General features: G+C 64.4%; 21 protein-coding genes and 1 pseudogene. 10 read left to right on the top strand and 12 right to left on the bottom strand.

From position 1 onward, the window contains the following. Positions 1-74 precede the first annotated feature (74 nt). A complete protein-coding gene (locus tag RT614_RS27900; RefSeq protein WP_313625692.1) occupies positions 75-1,067 on the top strand; it encodes a tripartite tricarboxylate transporter substrate binding protein in 993 nt (330 codons plus the stop codon). 16 nt (positions 1,068-1,083) lie between these two features. Here RT614_RS27900 and RT614_RS27895 read toward each other — a convergent pair whose 3' ends face one another. Then, a complete protein-coding gene (locus RT614_RS27895; RefSeq protein WP_313625690.1) occupies positions 1,084-1,326 on the bottom strand; it encodes a YdcH family protein in 243 nt (80 codons plus the stop codon). A 250-nt stretch (positions 1,327-1,576) separates the two neighbouring features. Between RT614_RS27895 and RT614_RS27890 the strand changes: the two genes are divergently transcribed. Next, the gene (locus RT614_RS27890) at positions 1,577-2,725 is read left to right on the top strand and encodes a sterol desaturase family protein (RefSeq protein WP_313625688.1); all 1,149 of its coding nucleotides are present in this window, start codon (positions 1,577-1,579) and stop codon (positions 2,723-2,725) included. An 80-nt stretch (positions 2,726-2,805) separates the two neighbouring features. On the opposite strand, the gene ycaC is transcribed toward RT614_RS27890, so the two are convergent. The 3 genes from ycaC to RT614_RS27875 all read right to left on the bottom strand — a co-directional run bounded on the left by ycaC (position 2,806) and on the right by RT614_RS27875 (position 5,674). Beyond that, positions 2,806-3,432, bottom strand: coding sequence for an isochorismate family cysteine hydrolase YcaC (gene ycaC, locus RT614_RS27885; protein ID WP_313625687.1), 627 nt, complete (start codon positions 3,430-3,432; stop codon positions 2,806-2,808). 132 nt (positions 3,433-3,564) lie between these two features. Continuing rightward, positions 3,565-4,536: a LysR substrate-binding domain-containing protein gene (locus tag RT614_RS27880; protein ID WP_313625686.1), complete on the bottom strand. Its 972-nt coding sequence runs from the start codon at positions 4,534-4,536 to the stop codon at positions 3,565-3,567. A 178-nt stretch (positions 4,537-4,714) separates the two neighbouring features. Then, the gene (locus RT614_RS27875) at positions 4,715-5,674 is read right to left on the bottom strand and encodes an AraC family transcriptional regulator (RefSeq protein ID WP_313625684.1); all 960 of its coding nucleotides are present in this window, start codon (positions 5,672-5,674) and stop codon (positions 4,715-4,717) included. 316 nt (positions 5,675-5,990) lie between these two features. Between RT614_RS27875 and RT614_RS27870 the strand changes: the two genes are divergently transcribed. Continuing rightward, positions 5,991-7,037 (top strand): aldo/keto reductase, encoded by a 1,047-nt coding sequence (locus tag RT614_RS27870; protein ID WP_313625683.1) that lies wholly within the window; start codon positions 5,991-5,993, stop codon positions 7,035-7,037. An 18-nt stretch (positions 7,038-7,055) separates the two neighbouring features. Here the strand turns inward: RT614_RS27870 and RT614_RS27865 are convergent, their stop codons facing one another. Next, complete coding sequence (locus RT614_RS27865; RefSeq protein ID WP_313625681.1) at positions 7,056-7,706, bottom strand: hypothetical protein; 651 nt, start codon at positions 7,704-7,706, stop codon at positions 7,056-7,058. A 100-nt stretch (positions 7,707-7,806) separates the two neighbouring features. Between RT614_RS27865 and RT614_RS27860 the strand changes: the two genes are divergently transcribed. From RT614_RS27860 to RT614_RS27850, 3 genes and pseudogenes are all read left to right on the top strand, one after another. Continuing rightward, a complete protein-coding gene (locus tag RT614_RS27860; protein WP_313625679.1) occupies positions 7,807-9,036 on the top strand; it encodes an SMI1/KNR4 family protein in 1,230 nt (409 codons plus the stop codon). Further along, the gene (locus RT614_RS27855; protein ID WP_313625677.1) at positions 9,033-9,716 is read left to right on the top strand and encodes a hypothetical protein; all 684 of its coding nucleotides are present in this window, start codon (positions 9,033-9,035) and stop codon (positions 9,714-9,716) included. Before RT614_RS27860 ends, RT614_RS27855 begins: the two co-directional genes overlap by 4 nt. A gap of 73 nt (positions 9,717-9,789) precedes the next feature. Continuing rightward, positions 9,790-10,542 (top strand): annotated as a pseudogene (locus RT614_RS27850) (YoaK family protein); the annotation flags it as partial. Positions 10,543-10,639: 97 nt separating this feature from the next. On the opposite strand, the gene RT614_RS27845 reads toward RT614_RS27850, so the two are convergent. Next, entirely contained in the window at positions 10,640-11,422 is a 783-nt protein-coding gene (locus RT614_RS27845; RefSeq protein WP_313625676.1) for a hypothetical protein, read from the bottom strand. A 338-nt stretch (positions 11,423-11,760) separates the two neighbouring features. Here RT614_RS27845 and RT614_RS27840 point away from each other — a divergent pair, with 338 nt between their 5' ends. Then, positions 11,761-12,420 carry a thiopurine S-methyltransferase gene (locus RT614_RS27840; protein ID WP_313625675.1) on the top strand — a complete coding sequence of 220 codons (660 nt, stop codon included), beginning with the start codon at positions 11,761-11,763 and terminating at the stop codon, positions 12,418-12,420. 52 nt (positions 12,421-12,472) lie between these two features. Here RT614_RS27840 and RT614_RS27835 read toward each other — a convergent pair whose 3' ends face one another. The 6 genes from RT614_RS27835 to RT614_RS27810 all read right to left on the bottom strand — a co-directional run bounded on the left by RT614_RS27835 (position 12,473) and on the right by RT614_RS27810 (position 18,951). Continuing rightward, positions 12,473-13,240: an SDR family NAD(P)-dependent oxidoreductase gene (locus RT614_RS27835; protein WP_313625674.1), complete on the bottom strand. Its 768-nt coding sequence runs from the start codon at positions 13,238-13,240 to the stop codon at positions 12,473-12,475. Next, the gene (locus tag RT614_RS27830; protein WP_313625673.1) at positions 13,237-14,232 is read right to left on the bottom strand and encodes an NAD(P)H-quinone oxidoreductase; all 996 of its coding nucleotides are present in this window, start codon (positions 14,230-14,232) and stop codon (positions 13,237-13,239) included. Before RT614_RS27830 ends, RT614_RS27835 begins: the two co-directional genes overlap by 4 nt. A gap of 19 nt (positions 14,233-14,251) precedes the next feature. After that, positions 14,252-14,956 (bottom strand): ABC transporter ATP-binding protein, encoded by a 705-nt coding sequence (locus RT614_RS27825; protein WP_313625672.1) that lies wholly within the window; start codon positions 14,954-14,956, stop codon positions 14,252-14,254. After that, on the bottom strand, positions 14,949-16,730 hold the full coding sequence (locus RT614_RS27820; RefSeq protein WP_313625670.1) for a branched-chain amino acid ABC transporter ATP-binding protein/permease: 1,782 nt from the start codon (positions 16,728-16,730) through the stop codon (positions 14,949-14,951). Before RT614_RS27820 ends, RT614_RS27825 begins: the two co-directional genes overlap by 8 nt. A 22-nt stretch (positions 16,731-16,752) precedes the next feature. Then, positions 16,753-17,619, bottom strand: a complete 867-nt coding sequence (locus RT614_RS27815; protein WP_313625669.1) for a branched-chain amino acid ABC transporter permease — start codon at positions 17,617-17,619, stop codon at positions 16,753-16,755. A 132-nt stretch (positions 17,620-17,751) separates the two neighbouring features. Continuing rightward, the gene (locus RT614_RS27810; RefSeq protein ID WP_313625668.1) at positions 17,752-18,951 is read right to left on the bottom strand and encodes an ABC transporter substrate-binding protein; all 1,200 of its coding nucleotides are present in this window, start codon (positions 18,949-18,951) and stop codon (positions 17,752-17,754) included. A 331-nt stretch (positions 18,952-19,282) separates the two neighbouring features. On the opposite strand from RT614_RS27810, the gene RT614_RS27805 reads away from it, so the two are divergent. The 3 genes from RT614_RS27805 to RT614_RS27795 are packed head-to-tail and all read left to right on the top strand — an operon-like array spanning position 19,283 to position 21,949. Continuing rightward, positions 19,283-20,065 (top strand): SDR family oxidoreductase, encoded by a 783-nt coding sequence (locus RT614_RS27805; RefSeq protein WP_313625667.1) that lies wholly within the window; start codon positions 19,283-19,285, stop codon positions 20,063-20,065. Further along, positions 20,065-21,021: a 3-hydroxyacyl-CoA dehydrogenase gene (locus RT614_RS27800; protein WP_313625666.1), complete on the top strand. Its 957-nt coding sequence runs from the start codon at positions 20,065-20,067 to the stop codon at positions 21,019-21,021. The genes RT614_RS27805 and RT614_RS27800 overlap by 1 nt, the downstream gene beginning before the upstream one ends. After that, entirely contained in the window at positions 21,014-21,949 is a 936-nt protein-coding gene (locus RT614_RS27795; protein WP_313625664.1) for a 3-keto-5-aminohexanoate cleavage protein, read from the top strand. The genes RT614_RS27800 and RT614_RS27795 overlap by 8 nt, the downstream gene beginning before the upstream one ends. Positions 21,950-21,969 lie beyond the last annotated feature (20 nt).

Below are 21,969 nucleotides of genomic sequence, written 5' to 3'. Positions count from 1 at the left end.
TGATGGAAGTGCTGAAGATGCAATAACAAAAGGCCGCGCAAGTCGGCCGATACAAAGACCATTTGGAGACAGACATGAGCAATGAACGAGGAGGCGGGCGCTGGACCCGCCGCCAGGTCCTTGGCGCGCTGGGCGCCGCGATGGTAGGCGCGCCGGGCTTGACGTGGGCGCAGGCGGACCGTCCGGTGAAGTTCATCCTGCCGGTGGGCGTGGGATCGGGCGTGGACACGATCACACGCGCTGCGGGGCCGGCGTTGTCGGCGGCGCTGGGACATACGGTGGTGGTTGAAAACCAGCCGGGGGCGGGCGGCATCGTTGGCACGTCAGCCCTGGTGCGGTCGGCGCCCGACGGCTACACGCTGAGCATGCTGTCGAACAACCATGTCATTTTTCCCAGTGTCTACAAGAGCCTGCCCTTCGACCCGCTGGCGGACATCACGCCGATCAGCATGGTGGGCATGACGCCGTTCCTGTTGGTGGCCAACCCGCAGAAGATTGCCGCGAACAACATCAAGGAATTGACCGCGCTTTTGCAGGGCCAGCCAGGCCGCTTCAACTACGCCTCGTCGGGCAACGGAACGATCCTGCATCTGGCCGCCGAGATGTACGTCCAGCAGGCGGGCGTGAAGGCGCGACACATCCCGTACAAAGGGGTGGGGCCGATGATGGCCGACCTGATTGGCGGACAGGTGGATTTCGGGGTGCTCTCGCTGCCATCGGTGTTGCCGCAGGTCAAGAGCGGCGCGCTCAAGGCCCTGGGCGCCTGTGGCGCCGAGCGCATGGCGGCGCTGCCCGACCTGCCCACTTTGCGCGAACAAGGATTGGCGGACTACGAGATCGGAGGCTGGTTTGCCACGGCCGGCCCGGCGAAGCTGCCCGCAGCCGATGTGAAGCGAATCTACGACGCGCTGGGCCGCGCGTTCAATTCGCCGGATGTAAAGCAGGCGATGGCGGCTCAGAACAACCGCATAGTCCTGATGCCGCCGGAGGAAACGGTGGCGTATTTCCGTTCAGAGATGAAGAAGTACGCGGCCGTCGTCAAAGGCGCGGGACTGGAATTGATGTAGCCCGCGCCTGGTCAGGCTAGCTGGCGTGGCCGTTGCCCTTGCCGTTCGGGTCGGCCGCCCGCAGCAGGCCGTATAGCTTGTCCTTCAGGTGCAGTTTTTCTTTTTTCAGCACTTCGATGTTGGTGCCCGAGGACGGCACGATGCCGTCCTCCATGTTCTTGATTTCCTGGTCCAGGTCGTTATGCCGCTGGAACAGGGCCGAAAAATGGGCATTCTCGGACTTGAGCTGGGTAATGAGTTGACGGTATTCAGGGAACATAAGGGCCTCTTGAGGAACCGGTTGACGGGACCGACGATGCGCCTGGCACGACGCCTCATCAGCGTCAGGCCCATGACACGCCAACGCCAGGGCCTTGTCAACCGGGGGCCAGGAAGCAGACAACGCGGGCGTTGATGACGCGCAAGCCGGGCAGCGAACGAGGCATTCTGTCGCGGCCGTTCACGTTTGATTACAGGGGGTTCCGTCCCCGGCGATACACTCGGCTCCCGTGAACAGCCATGAAACTGCAATGAACCAGCGCACGCCCAGCTATCGCCGCGTCTTAGATCTATTCAAGCAGAATGGACGGATTCATCCAGGCACCGGAATGATGAGCGGCGTAATCGCGCTGTTTCTGGCGATCCTGGCCGTTCTTGGCGTGCTGGCATTCCACTTCCCGGCCTACCTGACGACGCCCGAATTGCGCGCGTTCTACTCAGTGGACGCCATGCGTACGCTGCTATTCAGCGCGCTGCTGGTGTCGGGCTCGATCGCGCTGGCCAACACCGTGCTGGGTCGCCAGCGCTGGCTGAATATTTCGGCCTTTGTGCTGGTTTGCTGCGCGGTCGCCGCGGGCGGCAGTCAGATTGTGGTGACGCCCTCGGCCACGGGCAACCATCCCTACCTGGGGCTGGACTGGTTCATCCTGGACCTGTTGGCGTCCAGCACCGTCTTCATCATCTTTGAAAAACTGACGCCGCTGTATCCCGGGCAGCCCGTGTTCCGGGGCGAATGGCAGGTGGATCTGAAGCACTTCCTGTTCAACCACCTGTCGGTGGGCGCGGTGCTGCTGTGCATCAACTTCTTCATCCACCGCCTGTTTTCGTGGGCGGCCTACGAGCCGTTGCAGCAGGCCATCCAATCCATGCCCTATCTGCTGGAGCTGTTCGTGGCGGTGCTGGTGGCTGACCTGGCGCAATATGCCGCACACCGCATCTACCACGAGGTGCCGTTCATGTGGCGCTTCCACGCCGTGCATCACAGTACGCGCACCCTGGATTGGCTGGCGGGGTCGCGCCTGCACATCGTCGAACTGCTGATCACCCGCGTGGCGGTGCTGGGCGTACTGTTCGTGCTGGGCTTTTCCAAGCCGGTGCTGGACGCCTACATCATCATCGTGGGATTCCAGGCCGTGCTGATCCATTCCAACGTGAAGCTGCCCTGGGGCTGGCTGCGCTACATCATCGTGACGCCCGACTTCCACCATTGGCACCACTCGTCGGACACCGAGGCGATCGACAAGAACTACGCGGCGCATTTCTCGTTCATTGATTACCTGTTCGGCACCGCCGTGCGCGGGGTGGGCAACCGCCTGCCGCAAAACTACGGAATCCTGGACAACGACATGCCGGGGACATTCCTGGCGCAGCAGGCCTACCCCTTCGCCAGCAGGAAATAGACGTAGAAAAGCCCAGGCAACCGCCTGGGCTTTTTTTTGCCTTCCGAGGAGTCTTCACCCGGAAAGGCTGGGCCGGAGACTTACTTTGCGCCCTTGAAGGCCGAGTACGACGCCATCAGGTTGCGGTAGTCGGGGATGTGGTTGGAGAACAGGTTGCCCAGGCCTTCGACGTCGTTGCGCCAGTCGCGGTGCAGTTCGCAAGCCACGCCGAACCAGGACATCAATTGCGCCCCAGCCTGTTCCATGCGGCTCCATGCTGCGTTGCGGGTGACTTCATTGAAGGTGCCCGAAGCGTCCGTGACCACGAACACGTCGAAGCCTTCTTCCAGGGCCGACAGCGCGGGGAAGGCGACGCAGACCTCGGTGACGACGCCGGCGATGATGAGTTGCTTCTTGCCGGTGGCCTTGACCGCCTTGACGAAATCTTCGTTGTCCCAGGCGTTGATGTTGCCGGGGCGGGCGATGTAGGGAGCCTCGGGAAATTTGTCTTTCAGTTCCTTGACCAGCGGACCGTTCGGGCCGTCTTCAAAGCTGGTCGTCAAAATGGTGGGCAGCTTGAAATATTCGGCCAGGTCGGCCAGGGCCAGCACGTTGTTCTTGAATTGGTCCGGCTGGAAGTCGCGCACCAGCGACAGCAGGCCTGCCTGGTGATCCACCAGCAGAACGGCGGCTTGGGACTTGTCGAGCTTGACGTAGGGCTTGGTCATGGTTGATTCCTTGGCTGGGGTGTCGGTTGCGCGAGGGTTCACGCGGGGATTTTTTGCAACGCTGATTGCGTAGACAGAATCCTAAATTTAAGACGACTGGTTCGCTAGACTGCCAAAGTGCATCTCAGAGTTCTATAAATCGGACGATAGGCCAGGGGACTTGATGGTGGGAATGCCGTGACGCGCCTGGGTTTCGGCTTCGCGCCGGGCGTTTTCACGATACTCCGCGCCCATGAAATCCAATAGTTCCCGCACGGCGGGCAACAGGCCTCGGCGGGATGGGAAGACGGCATGGACGCTGCCGGGTTCGGGTTGCCAGGGCGCGCCGACCGCGACCAGGGTGCCTGCGTCCAGCTCCTGCCGGATCATCAAGAGGGGCAGGGCGACGACGCCAACACCGCGCAACGCAGCCTGCTTCAGCGCCAGCATGTCGTCGGTAACCAGTCGCGGCATGAATGGCACGGTCAGGCGCGCGTTGTCGGGGCCCATCAGGCGCCATTGGCATTCGCGCTGCTCCGTCCCAAGCGCCAGCGTGGGTAGCCGGCCGATCTGCTGGAGGTCGGCCGGATCGGACAGGGTGCGAGCCAAGCCCGGGCTGGCCACGAGGCTCTGGCAGCTCATGCCCAGGTGCTTCATGACCAGGTCGCTGCTTTCGATGGCGCCAAAACGCACCCGGACGGCCAGGTCGAAGCCTTCGCGCAGGACGTCGACCGGACGGCTGAAGCTCTTCAGGTAGACGTTCACCTTGGGGCACTTTTCCATGTAGCGCGCCACGACGTCGCCCAGGAAGTAGTAGATCAGCGCGGGCGGGGCCGCGATGCGGATGGTGCCTTGCGGCTCTGCGTGCGTCCGGTCGATGACGTCTTGCGCGGCTTCTGCGCCTGCCAGCATCGCCAGGCACTGGTCGTAGTAGTCCTGGCCCAACTCGGTCACGGCGAAGGTGCGCGTGGACCGTTGGATCAGGCGCACGCCCAGGCGCTCTTCGAGCAGGGCGATGCGACGGCTCAGGCGCGACTTCGGAATGTCCAGCGCCCGTCCCGCCGGGGCGAATCCGCCGTGCTTGACGACCTCGACGAAGTAATAAAGGTCATTCAGGTCGTGCATGCGGGCTCCTCGTCAATCCGGGTTCGGGCGTCAGGGCGAGCATATTACGGCCTGGCGCCCGGTGAACACCGGAATCAGCGGGAAGCGGGGAGCGCACGGCAGGACCGCGGCAAAGCGACCGGGACTACCCGGCGAACACGTGTTTCCTGGCGGCCGCCGCGCCAGACGGGCGGCACGATCAGGCGGCCAGCGCGCTCTCGTCCTTCCAGCGTTGCTTGTCGCGCAACGGGGGCGAGCCGAACAGCCGGCTGTACTCGCGGCTGAATTGCGACGAGCTTTCGTAGCCCACGGCATGCGCGGCCAGCGCCACGCCCGCATCGTCGGTCAGCATCAGCCGGCGCGCTTCCTGCAGGCGCAGGTGCTTTTGGTACTGCAGCGGACTCATGGCCGTGGCCTGCTTGAAATGATGGTGCAGCGATGACACGCTCATGTGGACGTCGCGGGCGATCTCTTCCACGCGCAGGGGCTGCGCAAAGTTGTCCCGCAGGATGCGGATCGCCTTGGCCACCCGGTTGAGCTGGCTGTCCTGCAACACCGTCTGACGCAGCACGACGCCCTGGCCGTTCATCAGCAGGCGGTACAAAAGCTCGCGTTTGATCATCGGCGCCAGGATGGGGATGTCCCGCGGCGTATCCAGCAGACGCAGAAGGCGCAGGACGACGTCCAGCAGCGTGCCGCCGAGCGGGTTGACGCACAGCGCGCGCGAGGCTTCGGCCGGCAACATCGGCGGCAGATTCTCGTCGCTGATCAGGGCGGTGATCTCTTCGGCGTTCAGGTCCAGCCTGAGGCCCAGATAAGGCAGCGTCGGGCTGGCGACAGACACCTTGGCCACCACCGGCAGGTCCACGGATGAAATCAGGTAGTGGAACGGGTCATATTCGTAGGTCTCGTCGCCGATGAAAAGGCGCTTGGAGCCTTGGGCGATGACCGCAAGCGCGGCTTTCTGCAAAGCAGGTTTGGCGCCGGTGGGTTCGGACAGGCGGTGGAGGTAGAAGCCTTCGATGGGAGTGTCGAGCGATCCTTCCAGCGCACCGGTCATCCGCTCCAGCGTGCAGAGCAGTTCGGCCCGCGCCAGTTCGCAGGCGGCGTCCTGGACATCGATGGCAGGGTCGGTCGATCGGGCAGATTGCAAGGACATGGGGGACTCCCTGGGCATGCCGATCGCGGACGGCAGCGTCCACGGCGGCAGAGAATTGGGTGTCCGCCAGTGTATTGCCGAAAGCAGGGTGCTCGCGCGCAAATCGCTGCGTATGGAGGATTAGGCAGGAAATCCGGAGAAATCGACGCACGGCCCTCGATGGGCGGCGAGGCCGGAGAATCAGGCAAAAAAAGGGCAGGATCGAGCAGCGCGCGACGCCAAGCCCGGACGCATACTGTCCGCACCCCGGCAGGTTGCCGCAGCGGTGTCCCACTCGGGCCCGGCGCGCCCGCCCTGGCGCTCAAGGAGTGCAGACATGCGATACAAGAAATTCGGAAACACCGGCCTGTTCGTCTCGGAATTGTGCCTGGGCACCATGACCTTCGGCGGCGAGGGCGAGCTCTGGAGCAAGATCGGCAACCTGCAACAGGAAGACGCCAACCGGCTGGTCGGGCGTGCGCTCGACGCCGGCATCAATTTCATCGACACCGCCGACGTTTATTCCGAGGGCCGTTCCGAGGTCATAACAGGACAGGCCCTGCGCGACCTGAAGATTGCGCGCGACGACGTGGTCGTCGCCACCAAGGTCTTCGGCCAGACGGGCGCCGGCGTCAACGCCCGGGGCAACTCGCGCTTCCATATCCTGGACAGCGTCAAGAAAAGCCTGTCCCGCCTGCAACTTGACCATATCGACCTGTACCAGATCCATGGCTTCGATCCCGCCACGCCCGTCGAGGAAACCCTGCGCGCGCTGGACAACCTGGTGCAGCATGGCCACGTGCGCTACGTGGGCGTCTCGAACTGGGCGGCCTGGCAGATCATGAAAGCGCTGGGCATCGCGGAACGCCTGGGGCTGGCGCGATTCGAGTCGCTGCAGGCGTACTACACGATCGCCGGACGGGATCTTGAGCGCGAACTTGTGCCCATGCTGCAGAGCGAGGGCGTCGGCCTGATGGTGTGGAGCCCGCTCGCCGGCGGCCTGCTCAGCGGCAAGTACAGCCGCGAAGGTCAGGCCGAGGAGGGCAGCCGCCGCGTCGCCTTCGACTTCCCGCCCGTCGACCGGGAACGCGCCTACGACAGCATCGATGCGTTGCGGCAGATTGCCGACGCGCGCAGCGTTTCGGTGGCGCAGATTGCGCTGGCGTGGCTGCTGCACCAGCAGGTGGTGACCAGCGTGATCATCGGCGCCAAGCGCGTGGACCAGCTCGAGGACAACCTGGCTGCGACGGACATCCGGCTGACGCAGGACGAGCTGGCGGCCCTGGACAAGGTGAGCGCGCTGCCGCCGGAGTACCCGGGCTGGATGCACGTGCGACAGGGCGAATACCGGCGCCAGCAGCTTCGCGAGTCGGGCTCGGTCTAGGCCCAGGCGACTTGCCGGTCAGGGGTAGACGGGCGACCAGCTTTCCTCGAAGGTCGACAGGTCCAGCGGGCGTTCATGGGGGCTGCCGTTGTGGAAGAGGCTAGCGACGCTCAAATCGTTCATGGCCGCGGTGAAGCCGCCATACGACGCCTTGCCCCAGGCCCGCGACTGGTGAACCGTCAGCGGGCTGTCCAGCGATTGCGCGACGCCGGCAATGGCGTCGCGCAGCTGGTCCCGCGACTCTTGCGGCGCGTCGCAGGTCAGCGCCACCAGCAATTTGCCGCCGAATTGCAGGGGGCTTTCGCGCATCAGTGCGCTGGGCGTCGACAGGGCGACGAAGCAGTCCGGCGCCAGACCGTCTTTCTCGCACTGGGTCCATGACGGCGCCCACGCCTCCGCGCCCAGGAAAGTCCAGGGCGCTTCCTGCGGCATGTCGTGCGTCCATTTGCGATGCGACGCCTCATTCCAGCCCAGCCGGCCGAAACTGGCCCGTTTGCGCGTGGCCTTGTCGATCTGGGTGCATCGCACGGCCGCCTTGCCGCGTTCCGACACGGCGAAAGGCGCAAGCGCCTGCGCGACGGGCAGCCAGGATCCGGTGGACCACGGCACAGGCGCGGATGCGCCGGTCAGAACCAGATAGACGTCATACATTCTCGTGTGAAAGGCCAAGGACAATCTCCGTACATCAACTGCGGTCGGCCATCTTAGCGCGGCGATCCTGCAGGATGCGCTAGTAGAATCGCACCAGTCCCATCCTTGAAGTTTCAACATGAGCGAATTTTTCACCGCCGGCGAAACGCAGGCGTTGCGCGAGCATGGCATCGTCGTGTTCGCGGACCGCGTGCTGATCGACGCGCAGCCTCCCATGTCCGATGCGCGCATCGCGGAGGTCGCAGCCGCCTGCGAGGGGCCATTGCCGTCCGAGCTGCTCGACCTGTGGCGTCTTACGGCGGGGGGCGAGCTTGCGTATGACCTGCGCGCGCAGATGGACGGCAATGAAGAAGCGCTGAGCTGGTCCGAACTGTTCTACGACGGCAGCGATCAATACCGCGACCTGCAAGGCTGGATCGAACACGAGCAGGAATGCGCGCAAGAGGCCGCGGCCGAGGACGGCGCCACCTGGAACGGCAAGCTGCGCTACCTGCCGATCGGCGGATTCGAATACTGCGACCGCATTTACGTGGCCGTGGAGCCGGGGCCCCGCGCGGGCGGCGTCGTCGCGTGGAAGCAGGGCCTTCCGGGCTGGACGCATACCCTGCAGCAGGACGGCATCGCCACCATTGCGCCGGATCTGCACAGCGCATTCGCCGCGTTGTGCCTGGAAACCGATCCCGAGGAAGACCAGGACAGCACAGGCTTGCGGGTGCTGGAATATCTGGACGAACGCGTGTCCGACCACGGCATGCCGCAGGCGCTGGCGGATCGGGTGGCCGCCTTCTACCGGCGCGCGCTGGTGGACTGGCGTGGCCCGCTGGAGGCCGGCACGCTGACCGGTTCGCCGAACCTGGCCAGCCTGGCCTTGCAGCATGCCGTCGCCCAGGACGATGCGGCGCTGGTCCGTCGGCTGGCGGCTCTGGGGGTGCGCTTCGATGCGCCATTGCGCGGCAGCGCCCAGCCGTTGGACGTGGCGCTGATGCAGCACGCCTACGCCGCGGCCGAAGCCTTGCTGGAGGCCGGCGCGCCGGTCAGCCCAACCGCCATCCACCGCTTCGATCGCGAGCCGCCCTCCGGGCTGGTGGCTCGACTGCTGGCGCAAGGAGCCGTTGCCGATGCGTTGGGCGTGGCGCGCTGCGTCGCCTGCGGCTCTCCCGAAGCGGCGCGCCTCGTCGCGCAGGCCTGCGGCGAAGGCATCGCCCAGGCGTACGCAGAAGTCCGCGATTCCATGGCGACCCGTTACCAGGAAGACCTGCGACGCGTGCGTTCGGGCAAGCTCGGCCACTATCTTGGCGCGGATGGTCTGGCCGCTCGCGTCGCCAATCTGCGGGGGTTTTCGCTATGAACCGCCTTGTGTGCGTGTCGGCGCTGCTGCTTGCGCTTTGCGGTCCGGCGGCCTCTTTGGCCGCCAAGCCGTCGTTCGATTGCGCAAAGGCTCGGACGGATGTCGAGAAATCGATCTGCGCGGACAGCACATTGGCTGAGCAGGACGCCAGCATCGCCGCGAATTTCGGCAAGGCAAGAAAGACGTTCGACGCCGCAACGGCCAACGCGCTTGCGGAAGATCAGCGTTGGTTCGTGCAGGTGCGGGACGAAGCTTTCGCGGCGCCGCTGGGCGACGGCTCGCCGCAAAAGGAACTGGCTGATCGCCTGAAGTACCGCGACGACTTCCTGGCATCGTTGGTGCTCAAGCGGCGCCAGGGCTTCGAAGGCGACTGGGAAAACCTGGCGGGCGGCTTGTCGATCAAGAAACAGCCCGATGGCCGCCTGTCGTTCGACGGATCGGCGGCGCATCCGGAGAACGGGCGCTGGGTGTGCGATGTCCAGGGCATCGGCGCCGTCAGGGGAAATGCGCTGGTGATCGAAACGACGGACGCCGAGGGCTGGACGTTGACGCTGGTCCGCAAGGGATCGCGTCTGGTGCTGTCAGAGACCCCGCCAGCCGGTGCCGCGGCCAGCGAAAGGCCGTACTGCGGGCTTAACGGCACCCTGGGCGGCGCGTACTTTCCCGTCTCAAGGCCTTGATCTACCGGCATACGCCGCGTCTAGAATGTCTTTCACATTGCAGTAAGTACGTTCTTGCTCTGAAAGGACAGGCGTGACCATTCCTTATCTGCGCCGGCTGACGGCAGTCAGCCGCAGTCCGCAAGCCAACCGCCATCTTGCCTATCTGCTGACCTTCACCGCCGGCGCCGTCAATGCCGGTGGCTTCCTGGCGGTGCAGCAGTACACCTCGCACATGTCGGGCATCGTATCGATGATGGCCGATCACATGGCCTTGGGCGGCGTCATCGTGGTGCTGCAAGGACTGGCCGCGCTGATGTCGTTCATCGCCGGGGCGGCCAGTTCTGCATTCCTGATCAACTTCGGCCGTCGATCCCGGCTGGCCAGCGAGTATGCGCTTCCGCTGCTGCTGGAAGCGGTGCTCTTGCTGGCGTTTGGACTGTTGGGTGCGAACCTGGAATCGCTGCGGTGGTTCTATGTGCCGGGCACCGTGATGCTGCTTTGCTACATCATGGGTCTGCAGAACGCGATGATCACCAAAGTGTCCCGCTCAGAGATCCGCACGACGCACGTCACGGGCATGGTGACCGACATCGGGATCGAATTCGGCAAGCTGTTCTACTGGAACCTGGCGAAAGGCGATGCGCACGCGATGCCGCCCGTGCAGGCCGATCGCGGCAAACTTATCGTGCTGAGCGTGATGGTCGGCCTGTTCTTCGTGGGCGGCGTGACCGGCGCCTACTCGTTCTTCAACTTCGGCTTCGGGTCGACCTGGCCGCTGGCGCTCTTGCTGATGCTGCTGGCCGCGGTGCCGATCCTGGACGACATCCGCAGCTTCATGCATCGCGCTTGATAAGCCGGCTCCAGAGGCAGGCGCCTGGGCCGGTCGCACCTGGTCGGCCGCAAATCACCGGCCGCGCCTCACCGGCCGCGCCTGACCAACCCTAGCCAGCCGAGTCCGCGGATGCTCCCTGTCGCGTCGATTTGGCGGCCACGGAGTGGCGCAGGAACACCTGTAGCGCCGCCAGCATTTCATAATGCAGCCGCGCCAGCCGGGCGTCCTTGGCCGGATCCCTGATGGCGTAGCCCTTGGCGTCCAGCGGATAGGGCTCACCCAGCAACTTCGCCATGTCCACCTGGTAGTAGCTGGAGTTTCCGTAGGGGCGCTTGCCATCGACGTAGGGCATCGGCCAGAACCGGTCACCCTCGCGCAGAACGGCTTGCAGATCGCGATCGTCCGCGACGCGCCAGGCGAGGTCGCGCAGGAAGACCAGATGTTCCTTGTTCAGATTGAACTCGCCCTGCGCATCCACGGCGCTCTCGGGGAAGTCGAAGGCCTCTCGCATTTCCACCGGCACGGCATAGCGGCCCGGTCGCAAGCGGCCGATGGATTGCACGTAGCGTGGGATCAGCCGGCAAACTTCGGCCAGTCGCCGCAGGGCCAGCGCGTCGTCGGTCGTCTTGAGGGCGTCGCGGGCGATGGCCAGCGTCTGCGCGCCGCCCAGCAACGGCTGTTCGAAATCGATGGCCGGCGCGCCGGATTCGACTGGCATCCACTGCACGCGCAGCAGGCGCACCAGGGCGGCGTGCTGCGCCGTGTATGGGATGCTGTCCAGCGGGGCGGCGAATACGTTGCGCACAATGGCATCGCGCTGCGGCGAGGCGACGGCGCCCAGCGGTGCGGCGAAGAGGGTGCCCATGGTCAAGAGCAGGGTGCGACGATTCATCGATTCTCCAGGCGCAAGAGCCTTGTCGCGGCATGCATGGCGGTGGCGTGAAATTGGGGGCGGTTCAAGTCAAGTCCCGTACGATACCGGAACCCGGCGCGCCGATGGTCCCGCCACCCGTGACTGCTTGGCGTAACGCATCGACCCTGCATCTTGGAGCGTCGTCGTCCCCGCCCGGCGCGGCACTACAATGCTCCGGCCGCCTTGTGCGCGATCAATCGGCCGGCGGCCTGCCGCGGCTACGCTGTCGATGCCATGCGATGCATCGGGCTGTCGCCCGACGAAAGACAACTCACCAAGACGTAGCGACACGGATTCATAGGAGGAGCAGGCAAGATATGGACGCGGAATTCTGGCTGGAACGGTGGCGCGAGGGACGCACGCACTTTCATCAGACGCGGGTGACGCCGCTATTGCAGAAATACTGGCCGGCGCTGGCCGTGCCGAAGGGCGGCAAGGTGCTGGTTCCGCTTTGTGGCAAATCGCTGGACATGGTCTGGCTGGCGGCGCAGGGGCATCAGGTGCTGGGCGCAGAACTTTCGCAGCTTGCCGTCGAACAATTCTTCGCCGACAACGAGCTGCGGCCCGTCATGCACGAATCCCCCTACGGCACGCACTACGTCGCCGGCAATATCGAAATCGTCTGCGGCGATATCTTCAAGATGGACGCCGAGGTGCTGTCGCATTGTGTCGGTGTCTACGACCGCGCGGCGTTGGTCGCCTTGCCCGAAGCCATGCGGGCGGACTACGTGCGCCATGTCTACGGCCAGTTGTCGCCGTCCTATCGGGGCCTGCTCATCACGCTGGACTACCCGCAGGAAGAGATGGCGGGGCCTCCATTCTCGGTCGTGGACACCGAGGTGCAGGCGATATTCGCGGGTGTGTCGCCCGCCGTCATCATCGACCGCCGGGACATCCTGGACAAGGAACCCAAGTTCCAGGCAGCGAAAGTCAGTCGCCTGGATACCGTGGTCTACCGGCTGGGCGTGCAGGACTGACGATCCGGCTTGCCGCCGTGTAAAAAGCCCGTTCGACCGAACGGGCTTTTTGCTATGTCATCAACCAGCCGCCGGCCACATCCAGCACCTGGCCGGTCACGAATCGGGCCTGGTCCGACGCAAAGAACAGGCAGGCGTCCGCCACTTCCTCGGGCGTGCCCAGCCGCCGCAGCGCCGTCACGGCGGCCACGGCGTCGTTGATCTCTTGCGGCACGCTCTTGAGCAGCGGCGTGCTGATCCGGCCCGGCGCCAGCGCGTTCACGGTGACCTGGTGTTCGCCCAGCTCGGCTGCCCAGTGCCGCGTCAGTCCGATCAGTCCGGCCTTGGTGGCCGCATAGTGCGCCGCCACGATATCGCAGTAGGCCTTGCCGGCCACCGACGACATGTTGATCACGCGTCCCTGGCGTTCGCGCACCATGTGCGGCGTGGCCAGGTGGGTCATGTAGAACACGCTGTTCAGGTTCACCGAGACGACGTTGTTCCATTCGGCAGGCGGCATTTCCCAGACCATCAGCGCGCGGCCGTTGGTCTTGGGCGAGATGCCGACATTGTTGACCAGGATGGTCGCAGGCCCCAGTTCTTGGGTGATGCGGTCGTACGCAGCCTGGCACTGGTCGAAGTGCGCGACGTCGGTGTGCACGAAGCACACGTCATTGCCGCGCTTCTGCAGTTCCTTCTCGTATGCCTGGCCGGCCTGCGCGTTGAAGTCGATGAGGCCGACGCGGCCGCCCTCGGCCAGGAAGGCCTCGACGATGGCCGAGCCGATGCCGCCGACCGCGCCTGTGACGATCACGGTCTGGCCGTCAAAGCGCCGGCTCATGACCGCACCTGCAACATGATCTTGCCGATGTGCCTGCTGCTTTCCATCAGTTCGTGCGCGCGGGCGGCTTCAGCCAGCGGGAACACTTGATGGAACAGGGGCTGGCACTGCCCCTGTTCCATGAGCGGCACGACCTTGTCCGCCAGCGATCGCGCGATGGCGCCCTTGTCCTCGTCGGACCGGGGGCGCAGCGTTGAACCAGTGAACTGCAGGCGCTTGATCATGATGGGCAGCGCGTCGATCTCGGCCTTGCTGCCTTCAAGGAAGGCAATCTGCACCAGCCGGCCGTTCAAAGCCAGCAACCGGAGGTTCTTGTTGATGTACGAACCGCCCACCATGTCCAGGATGACGTCTACGCCGGAGCCGCCGGTGCCATCACGCACGGCGGATTCGAAATCGGCGCTGCGGTACTGCACGGCGTGGTGTGCGCCGGCCTTCAGGCAGGCGTCCGCCTTTTGCTGGTTGCCCACTGTCGTCCAGACCTCTGCGCCAAAGGCGCGAGCAAGCTGTATGGCGGTCAGGCCGATGCCGCTGGAGCCGCCGTGGACCAGGAATTTTTCGCCCGCGGACAGCCGCGCGCGGTCGAACACGTTCGTCCAGACGGTGAAATAGTTTTCTGGGATGGCGGCGGCGGACAGCAAGTCCATGCCGCGCGGCACCGGCAGGCAATGCCGTTCGTCGGCCAGGCAGTACTGCGCGTAGCCGCCGCCCGGCGTCAGCGCGCAGACCTGGTCGCCCACCTTCCAGTCATGGGCGTCCGGCCCAAGGGCGACGATGGTGCCCGACACTTCCAGGCCCAAGTGCGGCGACGCGCCGGGCGGGGGAGGGTAGGAGCCGGAGCGTTGCAGCACGTCGGGGCGGTTGACGCCGGCGTAAGCGACCTCGATCAGCACCTGCCGGCCGGCGGGCGCTTCCATGTCGCGTTCGGCGACGCGCATGCAATCGGGCGCGCCGCCCTTGCCGTGGTCGATGTATGTGCAGCGTAGAGTCATGAGTCGTTCGTCCTTGGGTTCAGTGGCCCAGGTAGGCCTTCTTGACGTGCGGGTCGCTGAGCAGCTCCGCGCCGGTGCCGGTGCGTACGATGGCGCCGTTCTCCAGCACGTAGCCGCGGTCCGCCAGCCGCAGCGTGCGGAATACGTTCTGCTCCACCAGCAGTACGGTGACGCCGTGCGAGGTGACGTCACGGATGATGTCGAACATCTGCTGCACCAGCAGCGGCGACAGGCCCAGCGACGGCTCGTCGAACACCAGCAGTTTCGGGTCGGCCATCATGCCGCGCGCAATCGCCACCATCTGCTGTTCGCCGCCCGACAGCGAACCGGCGTACTGGTTCAGGCGTTCCTTGACGCGCGGGAAGATGCGCAGCACCTCGTCGAGCTTGCGTTCGACGATGGGACGCGCCGCGCGCTTGTACGACCCCATCAGCAGGTTGTCGCGCACGGTGAAGTGCGGGAAGAGCTGGCGCCCTTCCGGAATCATGGTGATGCCGGCGTCCACGATGTCGTAGGGCTGCCGGTTGGTCAGGTCCTGGCCCTCGAATTCCACCTTGCCCTGCGTGGCGTTGATCACGCCGCACAGGGTCTTGAGCGTGGTGGTCTTGCCCGCACCGTTGGCGCCGATCAGCGTCACGATCTCGCCCGCATTGACTTCGAAATTCAGGCCGTTGAGCACCTGGCTCTTGCCATATCCCGAAGTCAGATTCGATACCTTAAGCATCCTGATACTCCTTGCCCAGATAGGCCTCGATGACGGCGGGATTCTCGACGACGTCCTTCGGCGCGCCGCTGACCAGCACGCCGCCCTCGTTCAAGACGATGATCCGGTCCGACAGCGCCATCGTGGCCTGCATCATGTGTTCGATCAGCAGCACCGACACCCCCGAGTCGCGGATGCGGCGGATCATCTGGATGGACTTCTCGATGTCGGTGGGGTTCAGGCCCGCCATCACCTCGTCCAGCAGCAGGATGCGCGGCTTGATCGCCAGCGCGCGCGCCACCTCCAGGCGCTTCATCCCGCCCACGGTCAGGCTGCGCGCCTCGGTGTTCAGGTACTTCACCAGATCGGTCTGCTCGGCCACCTTGAGCGCGATCTGTTCGGCCTCGTCGCGGTCGGAGGTATGGATGAACGCGCCGAGCATGATGTTTTCAAGAACCGTCAGCCCCGTGAACGGCTTGGCGATCTGGAACGTGCGGCCCAGGCCCTGGTGCGCAAAGGCATCGGGCGTCTTGCAGGTGACCCAGTTGCCGTCGGCGTCCCGCATCGCGATTTCGCCCTTGTCCGGCGACAGGAAGCCCGACAGCAGGTTGAATACCGTCGTCTTGCCCGCGCCGTTGGGCCCGATCATGCCAAGGATTTCATGCTGGTTTAGCGTCAGCGATACGTCGTTGGTGGCGCGCAAGCCACCGAAACTCTTGAACAGCCCGTCCGCCTTCAGCACCGGCTGATCGCTGCGCGTGGCGTTGCGCAGGCGGATCTCGTCCGCCAGCTTCAGCTTGGGACGGGGCGTGCCCAGATACGGCAGACGGGAAAGCAGGCGTTCGACGAAGGGGCCGAACGCGCCGGCCAGGCCGCGCGGAATGGTCAGCACCACGGCCACGAGGATCAGGCCGTAGATCAGCCCGTGCATGCCGTTGCCCACGCTGCTGAGCCATCCACGGGCAAGTTCGGCAATGGGCAGCACCAGGAACGTGCCTGCGATAGGGCCGGATACGGTGCCCAGCCCGCCGATGAGCGCGAACATGGCGACCTGGATCGACAGTTCCAGCGAAAACGCCGAGCTGGGATCGACGAAGGTCAGGTAGGTGATGTGGAACGTGCCGATGATGCTGGTCAGCACGGCGGACACGACCGCCGCGATGATCTTGACGCGCACGGTGTGGATGCCCACGGCAAGCGCCGCGTCCTCGCGTTCGCGGATCGCGATCAGGTAGTGCCCGATGCGCGATTTGCGGATGTACCAGGACACCCAGGTGACCAGCACGAAAAGCCCAAAGGCGATGATCACGTAGTTGATCTTCTCGCGGAAGACGATCCACGCCCAGCCGATGTTCAAGGGCAGGCTGATGCCGCTGGAGCCGCCCGTCCAGCTTTCCTCGTGGATGACCAGCAGGCGCACCACTTCCAGGATGGCGATGGTCGCCAGCGCGAAGAAGGGGCCGCGCAGGCGCAGCGTGGGATAGCTGATCAGGATGGCGACGGCCGCGGAAATGGCCGCCCCCGCGAACATGCCGATCCACGGCGAGATGCCGAAGTTCTGCGTCAGCAGCGTGGCTGTGTAGCCGCCAATGCCATAGAACACTGCATGCCCCAGGGACAACTGGCCGGCATAGCCGCCCACGATGTTCCAGGCGACCGATAGCGCGGAAAAGACGAACAGCAGGACGAAAAGGTTGGTCCAGAAGGGCGTGCCCATGATCACGGGCACGAGGAACATCGCGATCAGCAGGATCAGGCTGACGTAGGCTTTGGGGTGTCGAAAGTCGGGAAACACGTCTTGCTCCTTGTTGTGCTGGTCACTCTGTGCCGACGCCGAACAGGCCGTTCGGTTTCAGGACAAGGATCAAGAGAAAGATCCCGAAATAGACGACTTCCTTCAGGTCGGGGGCGATGTAGAAGCCGGCAAGCGTATCCACGATGCCGATGATCATCGACCCGGCGACGGCGCCATACAGGCTGCCCAGGCCGCCCAGCACGACAATGACGAAAGCCGTCAGCACGAAGTAGGTTCCCACCGTGGGAAACACCGGATACTGCGGGGCCAGCAGGCCGGCGGCGATGCCGACGAACGCCGTCCCCAGGCCGAAAGCGATGGCATAGACGTTGTTGACGTTCACGCCCATCAGCGTGGCGGCATAGCGATGCTGGGCCACGGCGCGCAGCGCGCGGCCCAGGTAGGTGCGGTGCATGAACAGATGCAGCAGTACCGCCAGGCTCAGGCCGATCACGAAAGTGACGAGTTGGCCCGTGACCATCGAAAACGGGCCGACGTCGATGGCGTTCGTGCCCAGTTCCACCGGCGCGCGATACACGTTGGCGCCGAAAATCACCAACGCAAGGTTCAACAGGATGGTGGACACGCCCACCGTGGCGAAGATCTGGATGTGCTGATCGGCATGCAGCAGCGGCTGGATGATGCCCTTTTGCGTCAGCGCGCCCAGCGCGAACAGGATGACGGCGACCGGGATCAGGCCCGCGTAAGGGTGGACGCCGAATTGCGCGGCGATCAGATAGACCATGTACATGCCTATCATCAGGAATTCGCCGTGCGCGAAGTTCACGACGCGCACGACGCCGAAAATCAGCGTCAACCCCAGGCTGATGATGGTGTATGCGCCGCCCAGCAACAGGCCGTTGATGACCAGTTGAATGAATAATTCCATGGTGCAACCTTTAAGTGCGGGAGTCGCCCCGCCCCTGGCCCGCAGCGTCCAGGAACGGGGCACGGGCCCCGGGTAAGGCCGGGCGCGCCCGAGGGCCGTTTGGCCCAGGCGCCCGGTTTCTGGCGTCGCGCTTTATTTCTTGAAGACAGGCTTGCCGAGAGCGAGGTTGCTCGGTGCGATGGTGACGAGCTTGCCGTCCTGCCACTGCATCACATAGAAGGTGGAGGCGTTGTTTTGCCCGTCTTCGCCGAAGTCGAAGGCCCAGCCGTTGGCGGTCTGGCCGGCGGGTTTCTTGTAGGCCATGACTGCCGCGCGGATCTTGTCCTTGTCCGTGGACTTGGCGTTGCCGATGGCTTCGAAGAACGCCTTGGCGCCGACGTAGTTGGTCAGGCTGTGGCCGGATTGCGGATCGCTCTTGTACGTGGCCTTGTAGGCTTCCAGGAATTTGTCCAGTCCCGGCGCGCCGGCGGGATTGATGGACGCCTGGGGGAAGTCCAGGTCGAACACGCCGTTCATGTCGGCGCCCACGGCCTTGGCGGTGTCCGCCAGTGAATAGCCGCCGCCCGCGCCGATGATGACCTTCGGCTTGAAGCCCGCGGCGCGCGCCTGGCTGAAGAACAGGATGGCGTCGTTCTGGTAGGCGGTTTGCAGCACGACGTCGGCCTTGGCGCCCTTGAGCCGCAGGATCAGCGAGGACAGGTCGACCGTCTTGGCGGAGTACGGCAGCACTTCCACGACGTTGTAGCCCAGTTCCTGTGCGCGCTTCTTCTCGGTGGCAGCCACGTCCGTGCCATAGGGGCCGTCTTCGTGGATGATGCCGATCTTGATGTCCTTGGGATTCAGGCCCATGCCGGGGGCGATGCTTTCATGCAGCGCATTGACCACCGATACGCCGTACAGCGCGGTATTGGGATTGCTGCGGAACAGATACTTGTAGCCGCGCGTGGTGATCTTGTGCGCGGTGGCGCCCAGTTCGAAGTAGGGCACGCCGGCCAGTTCCGTGACGGGCGAGGCCGCATACGAGATGCCCGATGCGTAGCTGCCGAACACGCCGACCACATTGGAAGAGATGAGGCGCTTGGTTTCCGACACGGCCTGCGTCGGGTCCACGGCGTCGGCCTTGATGATTTCGATCTTTTCGCCGTTGACTCCCCCTGCGGCATTGATCTCGTTGACGGCCAATTCCAGGCCGCGGAAGCTTTCCTGTCCAAGAAGCGCAAGCGCGCCGCTGAACGGGAAAAGGGCGCCCACCTTCATGTCGGCCGCCGCGGTGCCGCTAGCCAGCGCGCCGCACACACCCAACGCCAAAACAATTTTGTTGAACTTGAACACTGTCTACGCTCCTTTGTCGGTATGGGATGCGGACTGGCTACCTGATGTCGTCCGTCTTTTTGTATATATGATATATGTGCCGGCGGGGCGCAAAACCCTCGCATTGGATTCTAGTGGTGGTGACGGAACACCGAATCAGGGAATTCCCTGAAACCGCATGAATAAAGCCTTAGCGGCCGATATATAGGAAAAACAGGCGCATGATTCCGTCAGGCGGACGACGCCTTTCGGTGGATGCGGTTCGCACAAAGCACTCCAGAGAATAGCGGTTTTCGTCATATATCGTATATGATCGTTTGCGGTTTTCAGAACGATCCTAGGAGACAAAAGCATGTTCGAGGAAGTTGATTTCGCCGGCAAGAAAGTGCTTGTCACCGCCGGTGCGGATGGCTTGGGCCTGGAGATGGCAAAGGTTTTCAGACATGCCGGCGCCACGGTGTTCGTGTGCGACGTGAACGAAGACCGGCTGGCGGCGCTGCCTTCGGAATTGCCCGGGATTCACGTGGCGCGCGCCGATGTGTCCGACGAAGCCAGCGTCGAAAAGCTGTTCGCGGCGGTCAAGCAGACGCTCGGCGGCCTGGACATCCTGATCAACAACGCGGGCGTGGCCGGCCCCACCGGCTACGTCGAAACCCTGTCGAAGGCCGACTGGGACCGCACGCTGGCCGTGAACATCACCGGTCAGTTCCTTTGCGCCCGGCAGGCCATTCCCCTGCTTAGGGAATCGAAGGCCGGCGTCATGATCAACCTGTCGTCGGCCGCGGGACATCTCGGGTTTGCTGGCCGGTCGGTGTATTCGGCGTCCAAATGGGCGGTGATCGGCTTCACCAAATCCCTGGCGATCGAGCTTGGCGGCCATGGCATCCGCGTCAACGCGATCCTCCCGGGCGCCGTCGAAGGGCCGCGCATCCGCGCCGTTATCGCTGCCAAGGCCGACACGCTGGGCCGTCCGGTCGAAGAGATCGCGGCCCAGTACGAGAACCAGGCCGTGCTCGGCCGCATGGTCACTGCGCGCGACATCGCCAACATGGTGCTGTTCAACGCCAGCGAGGCCGCCCGCAGCGTCACGGGCCAGGCCATCGTGGTGGATGGTTTCACGCAGAAGCTCTACTGATGGGCGCCGGCACCGCGGCGCGCCGCGCCGCCATCATTGGAACCGGGCTGATCGGCCAGGGCTGGGCCATCGTGTTTGCGCGCATGGGCTGGGACGTTCGGCTGTATGACGTCAACGCCGCCATGCTGGCCGAGGCGCGCAGCCTGATTCTCCAGCAGCTGCGTGAACTGGAAAAGCAGGGCCTGCTTGACGGCGCGGACGCCATCGTCGATCGCGTGCAGGCGGCGGGCAGCCTTCAGGAGGCCCTGAAAGGCGCTACGTACATTCAGGAAAACTCCCCCGAAAAGCTCGAGATCAAGCGCGCGCTGTTTTCCGAACTGGATGCGCTGGCCGAGCCGCACGCCATCATCGGAAGCTCCACGTCCAGCATTCCGGCCAGTCAATTCACCGAGCACCTGGCGGGCAGGCAGCGTTGCCTGGTCGCGCATCCGGTCAACCCGCCGTATCTGATCCCGGTCGTCGAACTCTGCCCGGCGCCCTGGACCAGCCCGGAAGCGCTGGCCGCGGCGCGCGACGTAATGGCCGGCATCGGCCAGAAACCCGTGCTGGTCAGGCGCGAAGTCGAAGGCTTCATCCTGAATCGCCTGCAGGGCGCCTTGCTCCAGGAGGCCTTTCGGCTTGCCGCCGAAGGCATCGCCAGCGCCGAGGACATCGACACCACGGTGAAGGACGGCCTGGGCCTGCGGTGGTCCTTCATGGGGCCGTTCGAAACCATAGACCTGAATGCGCCGGGCGGTATCGCGGATTACTGCGAGCGCTACGGCGGCCTGTACCAGTCCATCGGCGCCACGCAACGCGAATGCGTGGCCTGGGAAGGGGCGCTGGTCAACGCGCTTTCCGACGAACGACGCGGCCTGCTGCCCGCGAAAGATCTTGCCAAGCGCCGCTTCTGGCGCGACGAAAAGCTGATGCGCCTGATGCGTCACAAACAATGCAACGGAGACAACAATGGCTAAGTCCAAACCGAAAGTCGTCATCACCTGCGCCGTGACGGGCGCCATTCACACGCCCAGCATGTCGCCGCACCTGCCGGTGACAGCGGACGAGATCGCCGAGGCCGCCATCGGTGCGGCCAAGGCTGGCGCCGCGGTCCTCCATCTGCATGCGCGCGACCCGCGGACCGGCAAACCCTCGCAGGATCCCGCGCTCTTCAAGCCTTTCGTGGAACGCATCAAGCGCGAGACCGACGCCATCATCAACATCACGACCGGCGGCAGCCCGCACATGACGGTCGAAGAGCGCATGCGACCGGCCACCACCTTCCAGCCGGAGCTGGCCTCGCTGAACATGGGCTCGATGAACTTCGGGCTGTTCCCGATGCTGGACCGGTTCAAGGAGTTCAAGCACGACTGGGAGCGCGAGCACCTTGAGAACAGCCGTTCGCTGATCTTCCGCAATACGTATCAGGACATCGAATCCATCCTGACGCTGGGCAACGCCAACGGCACGCGCTTCGAATTCGAGTGCTACGACATCAGCCACCTGTACAACCTGGCGCATTTCGTGGATCGCGGCCTGGTGAAGTCACCGCCGTTCATCCAGTCCGTGTTCGGCATCCTGGGTGGCATCGGGCCGCATCCGGAAGACCTGATGCACATGAAGCGCACGGCCGATCGCCTGTTCGGCAACGACTATGAGTGGTCCATCCTGGGCGCCGGTCGCAACCAGATTCCGCTGGCGACCATCGGCGCTGCCATGGGGTCGAACGTGCGGGTGGGACTGGAGGACTCGTTGTGGATCGGGCCGGGCCAATTGGCCGAATCCAACCGCGTCCAGGTGGAACGCATCCGCGGCATCCTCGAAGCCCTGAATCTGGACATCGCGACGCCGGACGAGGCGCGCGCCAAGCTTGGCTTGAAGGGCAGGGACAACGTGGCGTTCTAAATGAGCGGCGGGGCGGGCGA

Source organism: Achromobacter sp., assembly GCF_032102605.1.
Classification (GTDB): domain Bacteria; phylum Pseudomonadota; class Gammaproteobacteria; order Burkholderiales; family Burkholderiaceae_B; genus Achromobacter.
Note: the sequence above shows the minus strand (reverse complement) of the source record. Positions and strands in the feature narration are given on the sequence as shown.